At 56.9% G+C, this 16,609-nt stretch carries 15 protein-coding genes and 1 CRISPR repeat array; of the genes, 13 read left to right on the top strand and 2 right to left on the bottom strand.

The genetic code is table 11. The features are described from left to right. Positions 1 to 146: 146 nt before the first annotated feature. Together HMPREF7215_RS05360 and HMPREF7215_RS05355 are read right to left on the bottom strand one after the other, a co-directional pair. Positions 147 to 839 (bottom strand): L-2-amino-thiazoline-4-carboxylic acid hydrolase, encoded by a 693-nt coding sequence (locus HMPREF7215_RS05360; RefSeq protein ID WP_009164678.1) that lies wholly within the window; start codon positions 837 to 839, stop codon positions 147 to 149. A 745-nt stretch (positions 840 to 1,584) separates the two neighbouring features. Beyond that, complete coding sequence (locus tag HMPREF7215_RS05355) at positions 1,585 to 1,929, bottom strand: DUF2023 family protein (protein ID WP_009164677.1); 345 nt, start codon at positions 1,927 to 1,929, stop codon at positions 1,585 to 1,587. Positions 1,930 to 2,239: 310 nt separating this feature from the next. Between HMPREF7215_RS05355 and HMPREF7215_RS05350 the strand changes: the two genes are divergently transcribed. From HMPREF7215_RS05350 to HMPREF7215_RS13810, 13 genes are all read left to right on the top strand, one after another. Then, positions 2,240 to 2,734 (top strand): flavodoxin, encoded by a 495-nt coding sequence (locus tag HMPREF7215_RS05350; RefSeq protein ID WP_009164676.1) that lies wholly within the window; start codon positions 2,240 to 2,242, stop codon positions 2,732 to 2,734. Positions 2,735 to 2,940: 206 nt separating this feature from the next. Next, positions 2,941 to 3,309 carry a metal-dependent transcriptional regulator gene (locus HMPREF7215_RS05345; RefSeq protein ID WP_009164675.1) on the top strand — a complete coding sequence of 123 codons (369 nt, stop codon included), beginning with the start codon at positions 2,941 to 2,943 and terminating at the stop codon, positions 3,307 to 3,309. 379 nt (positions 3,310 to 3,688) lie between these two features. Beyond that, entirely contained in the window at positions 3,689 to 4,816 is a 1,128-nt protein-coding gene (locus HMPREF7215_RS05340) for a hypothetical protein (protein ID WP_198004565.1), read from the top strand. Positions 4,817 to 4,920: 104 nt separating this feature from the next. Next, on the top strand, positions 4,921 to 5,787 hold the full coding sequence (locus HMPREF7215_RS05335; protein ID WP_009164673.1) for an OB-fold protein: 867 nt from the start codon (positions 4,921 to 4,923) through the stop codon (positions 5,785 to 5,787). Between the two features lie 245 nt (positions 5,788 to 6,032). After that, positions 6,033 to 8,765, top strand: a complete 2,733-nt coding sequence (locus HMPREF7215_RS05330; RefSeq protein WP_009164672.1) for a CRISPR-associated helicase/endonuclease Cas3 — start codon at positions 6,033 to 6,035, stop codon at positions 8,763 to 8,765. 296 nt (positions 8,766 to 9,061) lie between these two features. Further along, positions 9,062 to 10,672, top strand: coding sequence for a type I-E CRISPR-associated protein Cse1/CasA (locus HMPREF7215_RS05325; protein ID WP_009164670.1), 1,611 nt, complete (start codon positions 9,062 to 9,064; stop codon positions 10,670 to 10,672). After that, on the top strand, positions 10,673 to 11,308 hold the full coding sequence (gene casB, locus HMPREF7215_RS05320) for a type I-E CRISPR-associated protein Cse2/CasB (RefSeq protein WP_009164669.1): 636 nt from the start codon (positions 10,673 to 10,675) through the stop codon (positions 11,306 to 11,308). Next, positions 11,305 to 12,531: a type I-E CRISPR-associated protein Cas7/Cse4/CasC gene (cas7e, locus tag HMPREF7215_RS05315; RefSeq protein WP_009164668.1), complete on the top strand. Its 1,227-nt coding sequence runs from the start codon at positions 11,305 to 11,307 to the stop codon at positions 12,529 to 12,531. The genes casB and cas7e overlap by 4 nt, the downstream gene beginning before the upstream one ends. Positions 12,532 to 12,534: 3 nt before the next feature. Further along, positions 12,535 to 13,344 (top strand): type I-E CRISPR-associated protein Cas5/CasD, encoded by an 810-nt coding sequence (gene cas5e, locus HMPREF7215_RS05310; RefSeq protein WP_009164667.1) that lies wholly within the window; start codon positions 12,535 to 12,537, stop codon positions 13,342 to 13,344. Further along, complete coding sequence (locus tag HMPREF7215_RS05305; RefSeq protein WP_009164666.1) at positions 13,334 to 14,098, top strand: type I-E CRISPR-associated protein Cas6/Cse3/CasE; 765 nt, start codon at positions 13,334 to 13,336, stop codon at positions 14,096 to 14,098. The genes cas5e and HMPREF7215_RS05305 overlap by 11 nt, the downstream gene beginning before the upstream one ends. Continuing rightward, on the top strand, positions 14,099 to 14,974 hold the full coding sequence (cas1e, locus tag HMPREF7215_RS05300) for a type I-E CRISPR-associated endonuclease Cas1e (protein ID WP_009164665.1): 876 nt from the start codon (positions 14,099 to 14,101) through the stop codon (positions 14,972 to 14,974). It begins immediately after the preceding gene. After that, positions 14,975 to 15,322, top strand: coding sequence for a type I-E CRISPR-associated endoribonuclease Cas2e (gene cas2e, locus HMPREF7215_RS05295; RefSeq protein ID WP_009164664.1), 348 nt, complete (start codon positions 14,975 to 14,977; stop codon positions 15,320 to 15,322). It begins immediately after the preceding gene. Between the two features lie 161 nt (positions 15,323 to 15,483). Next, a CRISPR array of direct repeats spans positions 15,484 to 16,365; the repeat unit is 28 nt; unit sequence CAAAACCCCGCTCACGCGGGGATGAACC. Positions 16,366 to 16,427: 62 nt separating this feature from the next. Further along, the coding region (locus tag HMPREF7215_RS13810; protein ID WP_232205526.1) for a hypothetical protein at positions 16,428 to 16,609 on the top strand (182 nt) is incomplete at its 3' end.

The raw sequence follows: 16,609 nt of genomic DNA, 5'->3' as shown, positions 1-16,609 counted from the left end.
CATTCGGAAGAAAAAGAGTCCGTTTGCAACAATGACGCGAAGGCCGCCTCAAGCAATTCCCGAGACAGCCTTCGCGTCCGTTATTCGATTTTGTTTTTGCGGCCGCGGCAGCCCATTTTTTACGGCATTGCGCGTGTTTTTTTCGCTCAGTCGCAGACGTTGAAGTTCGTATTTTCCCACGCGCGCAAGGCGTCCGCCATTTCCTTTCCGTAGTCTTGCGCGAAGTCTTCGAGAATTCTTGCGTTTATCGTCTCGCCCTCGCTTTTGAAGATCGCGGCAGTCACTTCATTGTACGCCCAATAAGAATGCGCGCAGTGAAATTCGAAATCTCTCAGGTTTTCGGGAGATTTCGCCAGCCGCTTCCCTGCGTAATCGGCGCCTTTCAGATAATGCTCGCAATGATCGCTCGTCTGCAAAGTCTCCGGCACCCTGTATTCGAGATAAGGATTGAATCCGTTTACGATCGCAACGTCCAGATGCCTGCAATATTCGGCGCCGGCGGTCTTGTCGAGTCCCATCTCCTTAAACTGCCGGTTCCACGGACACCGCGAAATGAATATGGCCGCGTCCGGGCCGAGCTGTTTCAGTTCGGCTTTGACGTCGCCGCCCTCGTCGATCATTTCCTGGCTGCTCGCCCACTCGCCGTAGCGGGCGTAGGTCGCAAAATCGAGTTCTTGACCGTCCCGTATCGCACGCTGCGCCATGCGCCGGCCGCGCTGCCCGGCGTAATACTGCGTAGCGTGGACGAAAGCCTTCCGGCCTTTTTCTCCAAAGGTCTGCGTGAGATATACGTAGTATTTTGCCGCTATGTAAGCGTGGACTTTCTCGTTGAACGCCATATATTCTTTCCCCCATTGTTAAATAATTTTTCAGTTTGTTCTCTCAGGCGTCTTATTCACGATGTGGACCAGCTTCCGACATCTATGGATGTTTTCTTGGTAAGGTTCTGGATTTGTGCAGATCCGACATCGAATGTACCTTATTTCCCTCAATATTCGGATGAAAGAGAGGTTATCGGGCATGTTTTTTTATCCTAAAAGTCCGTTCTTGGCGCCGCGATGATTTTCGTCTGCGTTGCTGATTCCTGTTTCATTTTGCTCTGTTGATAACAGCGTTATATAACGCTGTTATCTTAAGACGGTATATCCTTGATGTCAAGTCTTCTGGAAAATCCGCTCTGTCATTATCCAGCTGGGATCCGCGGATTAGCTTTTATGCTGTTTTTGTTAGAAAGTCAAACTCAAAGACGCTGCAGGAGGAAGATTCGCAAAGCGAGCTGCGCAAAACAGCGTAGTTCGCGAGATAGTGGCGCACGGCTGGACTTCCTTCGATGCGCTGAGTGCTCACAGTTAAGTCGTTTTTTAGTATGAAGGGTCATTGAGCTTTTACTGAAAAACTGCTATGAAGCAGACATTCGAAAAGACATAAAAATGATGCTGGAAAGAGAAGCTTCCAGCATCATTTTTTATGTCGCGAGTAGCAGAGGAGTCTCTGCATGTTTTTATTTTGCCTTGGGGGGCAAATAATTTTGTGCATGACTCTAGAGTTATTGTATGACTCTAGAGTTATCGTTCTCGCGCGGCGTCAATCGGCAGCGCAGCTTTTTACATCCTGCGGCGCGCTGAGAGAGACGAAGCGCCGGCACTCTTCGAGACGCCCGTAGCCGAGCATGATGCCGAGAATGAAATCTTCTTCTTTTGTGAAGTCGCAGAGACTGTTTTTGCCGATGATCTCGAGGACGCGAATGCAGTCCGGGCTGCCGAAAAAAACGTTGACGTGTCCGTTTTTCAGATAGGTCATCCGATAGGCGATGCCTTGCGCCTGAAGTGAGCGTTCGATCTCCGGCACGTCGCTGAGAGGCGCTGTATGGAGGATCAGATTTCTCAGTCCTTTTTTGAATTCGTAGATATGGTGGCGGAAAACTTCCATACGCCGTCGCTCCTTTCTCTGACAAGCCGCCGCGGCTCTATATAATTAGTTTAAACTAATTCGATTATGAGCATTCTAAAGGAACTTGAACGCGATGTCAACGGGCTTTGACGGAGTCAATTTCAGCGAAAGGAAAATGATAAGTCGTTTTTTCCGAGCGGTCGAAACCTTGAAAATGTTCTCTAAAATGTTGCCGCGACTGGTCTTGAAGAATTTTTAAAATAACCTCTTGACAGAATGGGATTTCCGGCTAAAATAGTTAGTGTAATCTAACACAGTATGAAAGTTTCTCATGCAGGAGGTTATAGAAATGTCCACAGCAGTTGTTTACGGCAGCACGACGGGCATGACGGAAGAAGCCGCGTCGAAGATTGCGTCGATCCTTCAGGCCGATTGTCTGAACGTTGCGGAAGTTTCTCCCGAGCAGCTGGCGGGATACGACGCTCTGATCCTCGGTTCCTCCACATGGGGCGCCGGCGACCTTCAGGACGACTGGGACGCGTTCCTCCCCAAGCTGGAGGGCATGGATCTGAAGGGCAAGAAGGTCGCCGTGTTCGGCACGGGCGATCACGAGGGTTTCGCCGACACGTTCGGCCTCGCTCTCGTCAAGCTGCGCGAAGCGGCCGCGGGCGCCGGTGCGACGCTGATCGGCGAAGCTCCGGTCGAGGGCTACGACAGCATCGACTCCGAGGTCGTCAAGGACGGAAAGTTCGTCGGCCTGGCGCTGGATTCGCAGAATCAGCCGGAACTGACCGACGCGCGCATCGAAGCGTGGTGCGGCGTTCTCAAAAGCGCGCTCGCTTAGCGACTGAGAAAGAAAAGCGTTTTCCCCTTTTCATAAGGGTGACCGTTGCGGTGTTCTCTCAGAAGAAGCTGTTTTTTCCTCTAACCGCAAAATTTTTCAGACGCCGGAAGGTTTTGTATATTCTTTCGCAGTGATGGTACTTGCAAAACTCGCCCTTTAATGGCATCATATAAGCTGACTTATAAGAATGAAAGCGAGGGGTAGACATGCAAATACATCAGTCTGCGGAGGATTATCTGGAAAAGATCTTGATGCTCCACGAACGGCTCGGTTATGCTCGTTCAGTGGACATCGCTACGGAGCTGAACGTGACGAAACCGAGCGTAAGCGTGGCGATGAAGCGCCTGCGCGAGAACAATTACATTCTCATGGACAAGGACGGTTTGATCACCTTGACCCCCGCGGGCAAGGAGATCGCCGATCGGATCTACGATCGTCACAAGGTGCTTTCGGCCTTTTTCAGAGAACTTGGAGTGGACAGCGAAGTCGCGGCGGAAGACGCCTGCAAAGTGGAGCACGTCATTTCCGACGAAAGCTTTGCGGCGGTGTGCCGTTTCGTTCATAAGTCGCTCTGAGCCTATTCCTTTCATTGGATGTTCGCCGCCTCCCCCCGGCGGCTTATGTCACGGATTTCCCTTTTCTCTTGCCTGCTCGGCAGCGGGCGCGACGGGCCGCCTTCCCCCTTAAAAATTGGCTGCTCATGCAAAGTTTTCGTGCGCCATCGCGTCTCCCCCCCAGATGCGCTGGAACGCAGTGGCATGCCGGCAGAAATGCAGTACAGCACTTCCAACACACAAACACCCCATAAGAATGCCGCCGGTCTGCCCCCCAGGCCGGCGGTATTCTTATGTCCGCCGCGGGTCGCAAAGAATGCGGAGGGAGCGGGGCTTCCAATTTCATCGTTCATGTTTTAAAATAAACTTAATTCAACATAGAATGAAAGGAATGATCCCCGTGAAAAAATGCCTGCTCGCGTTTCTTTTGTGTGCTCTCTGCGCTGCCGGCGCTTCGGCGAAAACGCTCGACGAACCGGTCTTGCTCGTCAAGGCGAAGAGCGGCACCGAGTTTTTTCTCGACGAATACGACTATAACGACTCCAGCGCGCGGATGACGGTGGTTATCAACGGGCACTACAGCGACGCCGAAAAGCTGAAGACGATCGGATGGCTGACGAAAAAGCAGGGCGTGCCGTTCGTCAGGGCCCGCAAGCTGAGCAATAATATATTCTGCTTCCGCTTCGACGAAAGCGGCGGCAAGTTCCAGCGCGTGTACGACCGCTATTTCGACGAGGATGGCGAGCTGATCGCCGACGTGCCCGTGAACAAGAAGAAATGGGAGACTTCCAAGCCTCAGCTCACCTCAGGCAGAGCTTACTCCGTCGCGCTGGAATTTCTGGAAGCCGGCGCCGAACCCGACGCGCCGCCCGAGAATCCTGCCGCCGGCGATTCCGACAACGGAGCCGGCGACGGCAAGCCGCTGGACTGGGCGAAGAGTTCCTACGGCGCCGTCGCGGCCGCCATCAAAAAGGGCGCCGACGTCAACGCCTTTATCCCCTACACCGACTCCGAAGGCAACGAGCTGGAAGGATACGCCGTCGCCGTCGTGGCGAATCGTACCGACCGGGACGCGGGGCGCATCCTCGGCCTGATGCTCGATTCCGGTGCCGATCTCGAGAACGAGCCTCGAGCGCTGGCCAACTACATCCGCGCGCAGGGCGGCGGAGTCGACATGAAACTCGTCGGACGCATGAGCAAGAACAAGACGCAGCTCAATCCGGCCCTGCTCGCCTGCGCCGTCACGCCCTATCCCGGCGACGCGCTGGCGCGGAAACTGATCGAAGCGGGCGCGAGCGTGAACGACATCGCCGATCAGAACAGCTCCATGCTGCTCGAAGCGCTGAACGCCAAGGCCGACCCGCGCCTGATCAAACTTCTGGTCGCCAACGGCGCCGACACCGAGCTCGAAGGCGAAGTCTGGGAAGGCGACATGGAAAACGGCGAGGCGGTCCGCGGCACGCCGCTGGATATCGCCAAACGCCGCGGCTACGGTCAGGACATCCTCGACCTGCTGACGGGCAGATGAAGAACATTTTGAGCTCCGGTTTCAGCCGGGGCTCTTTTTGTCCCTTAGTTCGCGTCATGCTATAATTGACCACGTCACAAATCCATTTGAAAGGACCGTGAGCTATGAAGAAACTGATCTTTACGCTTCTGTCTATCATGAGCTGCACCGCGCTTTTCGCCGCCGTGCCCGCCGAGCCGGTTTTGCTCGATGCGACCCGCGCGGGAAACAACTTCTACCTCAGCGAATACTCCAAAGACGCCGAAAGCGGCATGATCTCCGTCGTGATCCGTTGCATCCTCTCGGAGAGCGAGATCCAGCGACTCTCCGCGCTGATGGTGAAACAGGATATTCCCGCCGATCAGGCGGCGGGCGTGAGATACAACGACTTCTGCCTGCGCTATTCCATCGATGGCACTCGATATCAGCGCCGCTATGACCGCTACGTCGACGCCAACGGCGCTATTATCCGCCGTCTGCGCGTCAATCCCGACGATTGGTTCGATACGACCAACTCCGCGGCGCTGTTGCCCGCAAAGGCGTTGGCCGAAGCCAGCCGCTTGCTGGATCAGCCTGATCCGCTGCCCAAGCCCGCGCTCGAACTGACGCCCGTCGAAGCGGCGGACGCCAATTCGCCGCAGTCTTCTTCGCCCAAGAAAGCCGAAAAAGTCGACGTCATGATAGAAGCTTACCGCGCCAACGTGGCCCGCTTCGAGGCCCAGTACGAAAACGCGCTCACGCAAGTGCAGGGACGAATGGGCGACATGGGCGTGTCCGGCGACCTGTACACCGTGCTTCTGCAGTCCGAAAAAGAGGGCGGCGAGTCGATCCTCTGCTATTTCGACGCCGACGACCGCGGCGACTTGGCCAAGTGCAGCAAGGGCGACCTGCTGATCATCGAGGGCGCTTACCGCCGCACCAAGGTCCGCAACGCCGTTTTCGCCCTGGACCGCTGCAGCGTGATCAAAAACGTCACGGCTGGCGGGAAGTGAGCTGTTTCGTCCGCCCCGGACAACGCTTTTTTTACGGAGAAGCCCTGTGAGAATCACGTCATTTCTCACAGGGCTTCTCCGTCTTTTCAATTTCGCTGGCAGACACTTCCTTGTCCGGGAAATGTCCCTGACCCCGCCGACTTTTCCCGGCGAACGGCCGCTTCGCTTGTCTCTTTAGATAATAAGAACTATAATAGCTTTATATTGCCGGATGTTTTAAATTTTATGTGCGGGGAGCTGACGCGATGATTTTGCAGGAACTGAACAAAGTCTGGGGCAAGTTTGACGTTGAAAGCGGCCGAAAACAGCCGCTTGTCGCCCATCTGACCGACGTTGCCGCGGTCTTCGAGCAGATCATGGACGGAGCTCTTTTTCAGCGGCACTTTCAGCGCGTCCTCGGGCGGCCGCTGTCGGAGACGCTGCGTGAACGTCTCTGTGTTCTGGCTCTCTGGCACGATTACGGGAAAATATCGCCGAAGTTTCAGCTGAAATATCGCGAGAAAATCGAAAAACTCACCCCGAAGAGATCGATTAACCACATTGATACGGCGTTCAATCTCTCTTCGATCCGTTACAAGGGAAAGATCTGGAATGAGTTGTTGGACGTGATGCATTTCTGGGAAAACGAAGACCAGAAGCGGATCCTGCACGATTACCTCACGTGGGTGATCCTCGCCCATCACGGGGCGGTCCCCACGCAGGAGCGCTGCGACATGGCTCAGGACAACTCGTCGAGGAAATGCTGGGAGCGTGGCGTTAACCTCGACCCCCAAAAGGCACTCGGGGAGCTGGCGGCGCTTTCGCAACGCTGGTATCCGGCGGCTTTTGCCGCCGGCGGAGGGCTGCCGGAGGAGCCCTGCTTCCAGCATCTTTTTGCGGGGACGCTGATGCTGGCCGACTGGATCGCTTCCGACCGCAGTCTGTTTCCCTATTGCGGAGAATGCGACGCACGCGGCGAGCAACGTCCGTCGCCGGAAGAGGAAGATTCGCTTTCGTATTCGCGCCGTCAGGCGGAAAAAGTCCTCGCTTCTCTTGTTTGGACGCTCGACGACAAACGCCCCGACCGGGCGCCCGATTTCGCCGCGCAATTCGGTTTCTCTCCCAACGGGATCCAGCAGGCGGTCGACAAGCTCGTCCTGTCTCCCGACGGAGGCCTGTATATCCTCGAGGCGGAGACCGGCAGCGGCAAGACCGAAGCGGCGCTGCGCCTCTACACCCGCCTCCTGGCGGCCGGATATGTGGACGGCCTGTATTTTGCCAATCCGCTGCGCTTTGCCGCCACGCAGCTTTTTGAGCGCATGGTGAAGTTTTCCGCCTCATCCTTCGGACAGGAACAGATCCCCGTGACGCTGGCCGTGCCTGGTTATCTGCGGGTTAATGACCGTGAAGGGCTTCGCGTCGGGCGTTTTGAAGTGGACTGGCGGGAAGTGAACGACCGGGCCGTCGGCTGGTACGCCGAACAGCCCAAGCGCTTTCTCGCATCTCCGATCGCTTCCGGCACCATCGATCAGGCGCTGCTGGCGGGGCTGCGAGTCCCTCATGCCCACATGCGGGCGGCGGCTCTTCAGCGTTCGTTGCTGGTCGTCGACGAGGTCCACTCCAGCGACGCCTACATGAGCGCCCTGATCTGCGGGCTCATCGAACTGTTTCGCCGCGTCGGCGGTCATGTGCTGCTGATGTCGGCAACGCTGGGTTCCGAAAGCACCGAGCGCTACCTTAAGGTGTGGAACGAAAATGGGCCGCAGCGGCCGGAACAGACGGAAACGGAGCGTCTGCCGCTGACGGAGGCTGTGAAAGTTCCCTATCCGCTGCTGACGTCTTCTGCGGAACCGCCTTTGACGGCGGCTTCCCCGTCGCGAGGCAAAAGCGTGCGCATGCAGCGCGAACCGATCCAGCAGGATCCGCAGGCCGTCGCGCAGCTGGCGACACAGAACCTTGCCCCCTTCGATGAAAAAGGCCCCTGCGTCCTCATCCTACGCAACAGCGTCCGTCAGGCGCGGAGAACCTTCCGCGCGCTGCGGAAAATTCTGCCGGCGGAAAAGATTTTCAGCGTCAACGAAATCCCGACGCTCCATCACAGCCGTTACGCTCCCGAGGACCGGCGGCTGCTCGATCGCGAGGTCGGGCGCCGTTTCGGCAAAGAAGCCGTGCCGCCGGATCAGCTGCGCGACTGCTGCGTTCTGGTGGCGACGCAGACGCTGGAACAGTCGCTGGACGTGGATTTCGACCTGATCATCACCGATCTGTGTCCCGCCGACGTGATGCTGCAGCGGATCGGGCGTCTTTTCCGGCACCAGCGCCGGCGGCCCGCGGGCTTTGAACGGCCGCGCTGCGTCGTCCTGCTGCCGGATGCGGACTGCGGCTGGTTGCTCGGCGCAGAAGCACGCTCGTACGGCTACGGAACCGAGCGGGCTTATGTCAATCTGCCTTCGCTGGCGGCGACCTGGCGTCTGCTCGAAGAAAACGAGATGTGGAACCTTCCGGAGCAAAATCGCTTTTTTGTGGAGCAGAGCACTCATCCCGAGGCATTGCGGCGTCTGGTGAACGGGTTGGGCGCTGAAAAATGGCAGCGCGCGCTGAACGAAGTCGAGGGCCTCAAACTGGCTCAGGGCTGGATCGCCAGGACGGCTCGGCTGAGATGGGACGAGGCGTTCAAGGACGTCAAGATCGCCTGTGGCAAAGAAATGGAACGCATTGCAACCCGTTTGGGCGTGATGGATCTCTCCGTGAAATGCGACAAGTCGGTTGCCAGTCCGCTGAAAGGGGAGAAACTGAAAAGTTTTTCGATCCCCGCCTGGCTCTTGGGGACCGACGCTGCCGCGCTGGAAGCGCAGAAGAAAAAAGAAGACGGCACGTATCTGGTGGAACCGAGGCCGGAAGGCGGTCTGCTGTCTTTCGCGCTCGGCAGCCGGAAGTATTACTATGATTCCGAGGGACTGCTCTCACAGTTCGATCTCGATGAAAGAGACGAAGAATGACGGCGCCGCAGGGGACTGAAAACGCGCAAAAGTTTTCAGTTCCCTACGGCGCCGTTGTCTCGAAACGATCCTTCCCTGCGGAAGGAGAGCGTTCAGCCGACGCTTCGCGCGGGGATTTGTCTTTAAACAACTAATACACTGGGTACATCCCCGCGTGGCGAAGCTGGATCCATTATAAATGATTTGTCGCGTTTTTTGTAAAAACGGAAAAAAGCGCTTGACAAATTTATAATTACCATATAAGCTTTACGTCAGATACAAAAAAACAAACAGTGTTTTAGTAAGGAAGTGAAAACGTGGAGAACAACCTTTTGACAGAGCGATGGTTGAGCGTCGAAAACCCACAGGGCGCCATGCGGCGTTTTTCCCTGCCGGAACTTTTCTCCGCGCTCGAACGGAACGAGGTCGCCGCGTTCCCGGCGCTGCTGCCTCATCAGGCGGCCCCGTTCCACGTATGGCTTGTGCAGCTTGGCTGTCATGCCCTGGAGACGGCCGGGCAGGTTGAAAACCTGCCGCCGCCCGATCCCAAAAAGCCGTGGGCGATGCTGGGGCGCCATTCTCCCGACGAATGGCGGGACATGATCCGTGGCGTCGTGCCGGACTATTCGCGAAAATTTCCGCTCGACGAACCGTGGTGCCTTGTCACGGACGATCTGAACAAACCCGCGTTTATGCAGGTCCCCGCGCCGGACGGGGACTTCGCCGATTACAGAGGCGAGGCGCAGTTCCCCGACGATCTTGACCTGCTGATATCCGCCAAGAACTTTGACGTCAAATCCGGCGTTATGAAGCACCCCTCTGCGGAGGAATGGATCTTCGCGCTGATCTCGCTGCAGACGAACAGCGGTTTTTTGGGAAGAGGGAATTATGGGGTGGCTCGCCAGAACGGCGGGTGGTCCATTCGCCCGATTCTGACGTTGCAGAGCAGTTCTTCGCCTGGAGCGAGATGGGGCCGGGACGCCCGCGTCATTCTGAACTGCCCCCCCGACTGGGAACTTTACGCCTTTTGCCGCAGCGAAAAAGAAACGCGGCTCTTGTGGCTGGAGCCGTGGAACGGGAAAACGTCCTCCGCGCTGCGCGACCTTCATCCGCTCTTCATCGAAATCTGCCGCCGCGTCCGCGCGGTGCGTTCCGGAAATTCGGTGAGCGTGAAAAAAGCGGCTTCGGCGTGCGCCCGCGTGGACATCGAGAAAACGGGCGGCAACCTCCGCGACCCGTGGGAACCGGTCGTTTTCGATAAACAAGGCAGCCATGTTTTCGGTTCGAATCTGAACTACGCCAACCTCGCCAGGATCCTTGCCGAAGCCGAGGGAATGCAGAAACCGCTGCTGTTGCGCTATCACAGAGGAATCGACGATCCCGTGGCAACGCAGGCATGGTGCAGCGCTCTCAGGAAAGGGCAGGGAAAGACGGAGGGTTACGAGGAACGGCTGATCCCGGTGAGCGTCGCCGGTGTGAGCGATAAATTTACCTTGTGGCGCGCTGCCGGCGCCATGATCAACCTGGTGAAAACGGCTAAAAACACCGTTCTGGGAGTGGCTCTGGCGCGATTCATGCAGTGCGGGAAAAGCGCCGATGGCAACAGGGCGATCGACTGGAATTCGTCTGCCGTAAAAAACTGGATCCCTGTCGTCAAGAACAAAATGGAAGACGAGGTCGAAACGCTGTTTTTCCGGTACCTCTGGGATACGTGTTCCCGCATGACAGACGGCGAGATTACCGACGAGAGCTGGCTCGTTCCATGGAAGACGTGTCTGCGGCAACTGGTTCGAAAGTACTATGAAATCGGCGTCTCGTCGCTGCCCGGCAGCGTCAGCCAATCCGTAAAAGCCCGGGCGCTCAGCGAGCTTACGTTAGACCGCCTGCTTGCGATTTACCTGAAAACCGCCGAAGAGGAGGAAGGATAAATGCCCGCGGAGAAAAACGCGTTTCATGTGATGTCACGATACGAGAAGTTCTTTGAAAGAACCGGCGAGCTCCTTATGCGCATGGCGCCGACGCCCGAGGAAGAACAGAAGAAAGGTTACACGCTGACTCGAGGCGAGCGAGCCGAACTTCGCCGCATGAACCCGACGAAAGACGATACCCGTCCCCCCGTGTTCTGGAGACTGCTCTGCGAGTACGATATCCTCGGCGATGCGGGAAACTCCCTGGACGAGGGCGCGGAGAAAGCCTGGGGCGCCGTCTTTCAGGGCATGGCCATGACGGCGCAAAATTGCCGCGGCGCGCGAGACGATTTCGGCGCAGCCCTGGGCAGCATGGAAGACGCCGGCGACGCGCTGACACGGCGATTCGACCTGCTGATGCGGGCGGAAGGCGACCGTTTTTTCGACCTGCTCCGTTACCTGCTGAAACTGGCGAGTTCGAAAGGCTGTACCTTTTCGTGGACGGCTCTGGCGTGCCTCTGCGTAGCGTCGGAAGAAAACGAGCGCTCGAAAGTGCGCTCGGCATTGACCAAATCTTTTTATCTTGCGCTGTGGAAGTCTCGAAACACCGCCGGAGAAAACGGCGAATCGATCGTGAAGGAGAATGAATCAGAATGACAATGCTGCCCCGCTTCATCCAGATCTCGACGCTGACGACCTATCCCGCTTCGCTGCTGAACCGCGACGACTCCGGCCTTTCCAAGAGGATCCCCTTTGGCGGCGTCAGCCGGACCCGCGTGAGTTCTCAGTGCCTGAAACGTCACTGGCGCATGGCCGACGGGCTGTGGAGCCTGCAGAATGTGGACAAGGACATCGCCACATCGATCCGTTCCCGCAGGATTTTCCCCGAGAAAATCGAGAAGCCGCTGATCGAAAAGGAAGGTCTTGATGCGGAGAAAGTCGTCGCCGCGTCTCAGGCGCTGCAGAGCGAGCTTTACGGTGCGAAGGGCACCGAAGCGGCCGCTAAAAACAAGAAAACTGCTAAAGACGATGCCGACGCTCTGAATCCGAGCATCGACGCCCAGCTGAGCGCGGAACGGAGCGAACTGGTCGTGCTGGGACACCCGGAGATCCAGTTTTTGTCCAAGATCGTTCGCGAAATGGCCTCCGCCGACGGCAGCGCCGCGGATGTTGGCAAAAAAACGGGCGAATGGTTCAAAAAACACAAAAAAGATTTTCAAGCGTTGAAATGCGGCGCTGGCCTTGACGCCGCCATGTTCGGACGCTTTATTTCCGGCGATACCGACGCCCGCGTTTCCGCGGCCGTCCATGTGGCGCACGCCTTTACCGTCCACGCCGAGGAGTCCGAGACGGATTATTTCACGGCCGTCGACGACCTGAACAATTCCGGTTCCGCCCATATCAACGCGGCCGAACTGACCAGCGGGATCTTTTACAATTATGTCGTCGTTGACGTTCCTCAGCTGGTTTCGAATATCGAAGGCTGTCCGTCCAAGCAATGGCAGACAGCGCAGCGGGATGTGGCGGGACGTCTGGTCAAACATCTGTTGCATCTGATCGCCACCGTGACGCCCGGCGCTAAGCTGGGGTCGACCGCGCCTTATGCCCGTCCCTGGTTTGTCATGGCCGAAGCCGGCGAGAGCCAGCCCCACACGCTGGCCGACGCTTTTTATCTGCCTGTCCCGCTCCGCGGAGACATGCGCGCTCAGGCGCTGCGTCAACTGGAGGACTACGTCGGGAAGAGCGATGAAATGTACGGAAGCGACGAGCGGCGCTGGATTGCTTCCATGTACGACGTCAGCATCCCCCGAGGCGAGAACTCTTCTCTCGATCGAATGGGCGAGAGCCTAGAGCGCGCGGTCGTCTCTCTGGAGCTTTAAAAAATGGACGCGCTGATCCTGCGCCTGCGGGGTCCATTGATGGCTTTTGGCGACGTCGCCGTCGACGAGATCAGGCCGACGGATCTCCTGCCCGGCCTGTCGGAGATGACAGGCTTGATCGCCAACGCCCTGGGGTGGACTTTTCAGGATGTCGAAAAACTCCAGCGCCTTCAGGAGCGTCTGCGTCTTGCCTCGCGCGAAGATCGGACAGGCGTTCCTTTGCGGGACTACCAGACGGCGCGTCTGAGCAGTGAAGACTCGCTCTGGCGTACGGACGGCATCGTGGCCGAACGCGGCGGCGGTTCCAAAGGGGAATTTACGGTCCAGCGCTACCGTCATTACCGGGCCGACGCCGCGGTCACCGTTTTGATCGCCCTTGATCCAGCGGACGAAGCCCCTGCGCTGGAAGAAATTCGCGACGCCCTGCGTCATCCGGCCCGTCCCCTGTTTATCGGCCGCATTGGCTGTCCGCCGTCACAGCCGATCTGTTTCGAACCGGAAGGACGCGAAATCATCCATACTGACAGTTTAAAAGACGCTATCATGCATATTACGCCGCGAGCGCCTCTTGGCGCGCAGACAAAAAGAGAGCCTGCCTCCCGGAATAAGGTTCTCGTCGAATGGCCGCTCACGCCTGCCGAAGCCCTCAGTGTACACGGAGACGACAGCGTTCACGTGATCGAACGCTGCGACTGCCGGAATTGGGTTGCCAACACTCACGGCGGACGGCGTTATGTGTGGCGCGACACGACAGCGCAACACTCGGCGATCCCTGTCGACGGCGGAAAGGAGGGGACTTCCGTTGAGCCTTAATATGATCTGCCTCGATCTGAACCTTCGGGCACTTTCGATTTGGGGACATCAGCGTCGTCTGGGCGATGATCCCGGTTACCTGGTGCATGCGGCTACCCGCAAGATTTTTGGAGAACTGGGACCGCAACCCTTCCTCGTTCAGAGCGAACGATCGCGGGTGCTCGGTTATACGCCGGCCGACGAAACTTTTCTGCGCCGGAGTCTTGAAAATTTCCGCTCCGATGAAGGTTCCGATTCGTTGCTGCCCGCGGTCTTTAATCTGCCGGAAATCTGTTCCCGCGTCATGCCTGAACAGTGGAGCAAAGGCAGCCGCTATCGTTTCAGCGTCTATTGCCGTCCTACCATAAGGCGCGGCAAAGTGGAGAGCGACGTGTGGCTGATGAAAAATTACTTTGCCTGTGAAGAAGCCAGGGGAAATGGCACATTTGACGGAACGATCCATGAGTTTCGCCAACTCCACAAAGGCGAGATCGAGGGAACGTATCGTCAGTGGCTTCAACGCCGTTTCGTTCCCGCGGCGGAACTGCGGGATGTCGTCATCACCGGCAGCCGCAGTTCCTATTTGACCACGCGGAGCGCGAAGGACCACTGCGGCGCGCCGACTCATTCCGAACGACGCAGCTATCCCGAGACAACGTTTGTCGGCGAACTCTGCGTGACCGAGCCTCAGGCCTTTGAACGCCTTGTCCGTCACGGCGTAGGGCGCCACTGCGCTTTTGGCTTTGGCATGCTGCTTTTGAAGGCGGTTCGTTAAGTGGCCTTTGTGAGACTCGGCCTGGAGAGCGCCAACGTCCCTCACGCGGATCGTTACGGACTGCTCTGGCTTGAGCGAGGCAACTTGTTCGTTGAAAAAGGAACGCTTCGCTTCCTTTCGGCCGGCAGTCCTAACCTTGAGCCCGGAGCATACGATATCCCTTACCAGACCGTGTCGATGCTTTTACTGGGACCGGGCACTACGGTCAGTCACGATGTGTTCAGACTTGCCGGCAGTCATGGACTGGGACTCGTCGCCATAGGCGAGGGAGGCGTGCGCATGTATACGGCGCCTCCTCTCAGTCCCGACCGAAGCGCTCTGGCCCGCCGCCAAGTCACGCTCTGGGCGTCGTCAAAAGGACGCTTGAGAACCGTTCTCAAAATGTACGAACTGCGTTTCGGCGAGAAACTGTCCACCACAAATCTGGAAGAACTGCGCGGCATCGAGGGGACGCGAGTTCGTCAGAGCTATAAATTGCTGGCCGAGCGATATGGAATCCCCTGGCGGCAGCGAAAATTCAACCGGGCCAATCCCGAAAAGAACGACGAAATAAATAACGCCATCAATCATGCCGCTACAGCCGCTTACGCGGCCGCAAGCATTGCTGTCGCCGCGACGGCGACCATTCCGCAGCTTGGTTTCATTCATGAAGCCGCTTACGACGCGTTCGGTCTCGATATCGCCGATATTTTTCGCATGAGCGTTACGATCCCCATCGCTTTCAAGGGATTGAAGCGCAGTCAGGAAGAGCCGGCTACCGGCATCGAACGGCATGTGAGAAAATTGGCGGGAAGCGTTTTTGCCAGAGAACATTTTATCCATCAGATGATCGAAACCATTAAGACAGTTTTGAGCGATGAAGACGAGGAAACGTAAATGCCGATGACCGTCGTGATCACTAACAACGTTCCCATGAAATATCGCGGTTTTCTCGCTTCTTGCATGCTGGAACTGGCTCCGGGCGTATACAGTCACCCCAAGATGTCGGCGGGAATCCGCCAGAGAATATGGCAGGTCATCGAAAAGTGGTACAACGAACAACAGGATCTAAATAGTTCCATTATGCTTATATGGAGCGATTCATCCCGACCTGGCGGGCAAGGCATAGAATGTCTTGGATTGCCTGCACGAATCGTTCTTGACTGTGACGGAGTCCTCCTGAGCCGCCTCAGCGACAGGGAAACAGAGGAACAAAGGAAACAATTCCAAGAGGTCGCGTTATAACAAGTGCGAATATTCTGATAAAATAGCCTTGTTCATTCTTCAGATGACTAATAGTAACTGTTCAGATATCGAGCTGCTAAACCTATTGTGTAATGTCAATGTTGATAAAGAACGTTGCAAGTGAAAATTTAAGCCGACCTAAACAGCGCACAACAGGACGACAAAACCCCGCTCACGCGGGGATGAACCGGCGACAATGCGACGCGACGGGATGGGTCAAAACAAAACCCCGCTCACGCGGGGATGAACCTTCTGTTGGTTCTCCAACTCGGCAATCTGCTCGCAAAACCCCGCTCACGCGGGGATGAACCACTTACAAATACCGTCTCGAAGATCTGGGACGGCAAAACCCCGCTCACGCGGGGATGAACCCTTTTTTCAGGTGCCGGAGGCTTGTCCGTCGGGCAAAACCCCGCTCACGCGGGGATGAACCCGCGACCGTTGGCAAGGATTATCTGCTTTACGTCAAAACCCCGCTCACGCGGGGATGAACCCCTTTCTGTTGCCTCTTTTTGGCATAGGGCTTACAAAACCCCGCTCACGCGGGGATGAACCTAAGGACGCCGTGTTTACAAAGAACAAGAACGTCAAAACCCCGCTCACGCGGGGATGAACCCCATTCGGGAGAACTACGGACGCAAGCGAGCAACAAAACCCCGCTCACGCGGGGATGAACCTAAGGAGGACGCACCATGCTTTCGAAGGTCGCTCAAAACCCCGCTCACGCGGGGATGAACCCCTTCCGGTAGTCGTTGGCGTCGTTCAAGATGGCAAAACCCCGCTCACGCGGGGATGAACCCTGCTGCGAAGACGACGGCTCGCACATCCGCTTCAAAACCCCGCTCACGCGGGGATGAACCTTCCAGCAGCTCCCGTATATCAGCGCCGCCGGTCAAAACCCCGCTCACGCGGGGATGAACCCGGGCTCGAACAGTCCACTATCTCCGCGCAGAACAAAACCCCGCTCACGCGGGGATGAACCGTGACGATCGAGCCGGAGCCGGAACCGCCGACGCAAAACCCCGCTCACGCGGGGATGAACCGATCGGGCGACTACAAGCGATTCAAGCGATACCTTAAAGACGCTCAAAACCAGGACGAAAAATTGCAAAAAAAAATCAGCCTGCTTCAATCCTCGATGTTTCGAGGACTAAAACAGGCTGATATGTTTAAGCAGTATTTTGTCGCGCTTGAAGAAGCGGATCGTCTCTGGAAGCGGCGTAAAGACGATATTGATGTCGTATGCGAGCTAAAGCGTATATTGCCGCAGGTCATCGAGGTATTCCC

The sequence above is a fragment of the Pyramidobacter piscolens W5455 genome (assembly GCF_000177335.1).
Classification (GTDB): domain Bacteria; phylum Synergistota; class Synergistia; order Synergistales; family Dethiosulfovibrionaceae; genus Pyramidobacter; species Pyramidobacter piscolens.
Note: the sequence above shows the minus strand (reverse complement) of the source record. Positions and strands in the feature narration are given on the sequence as shown.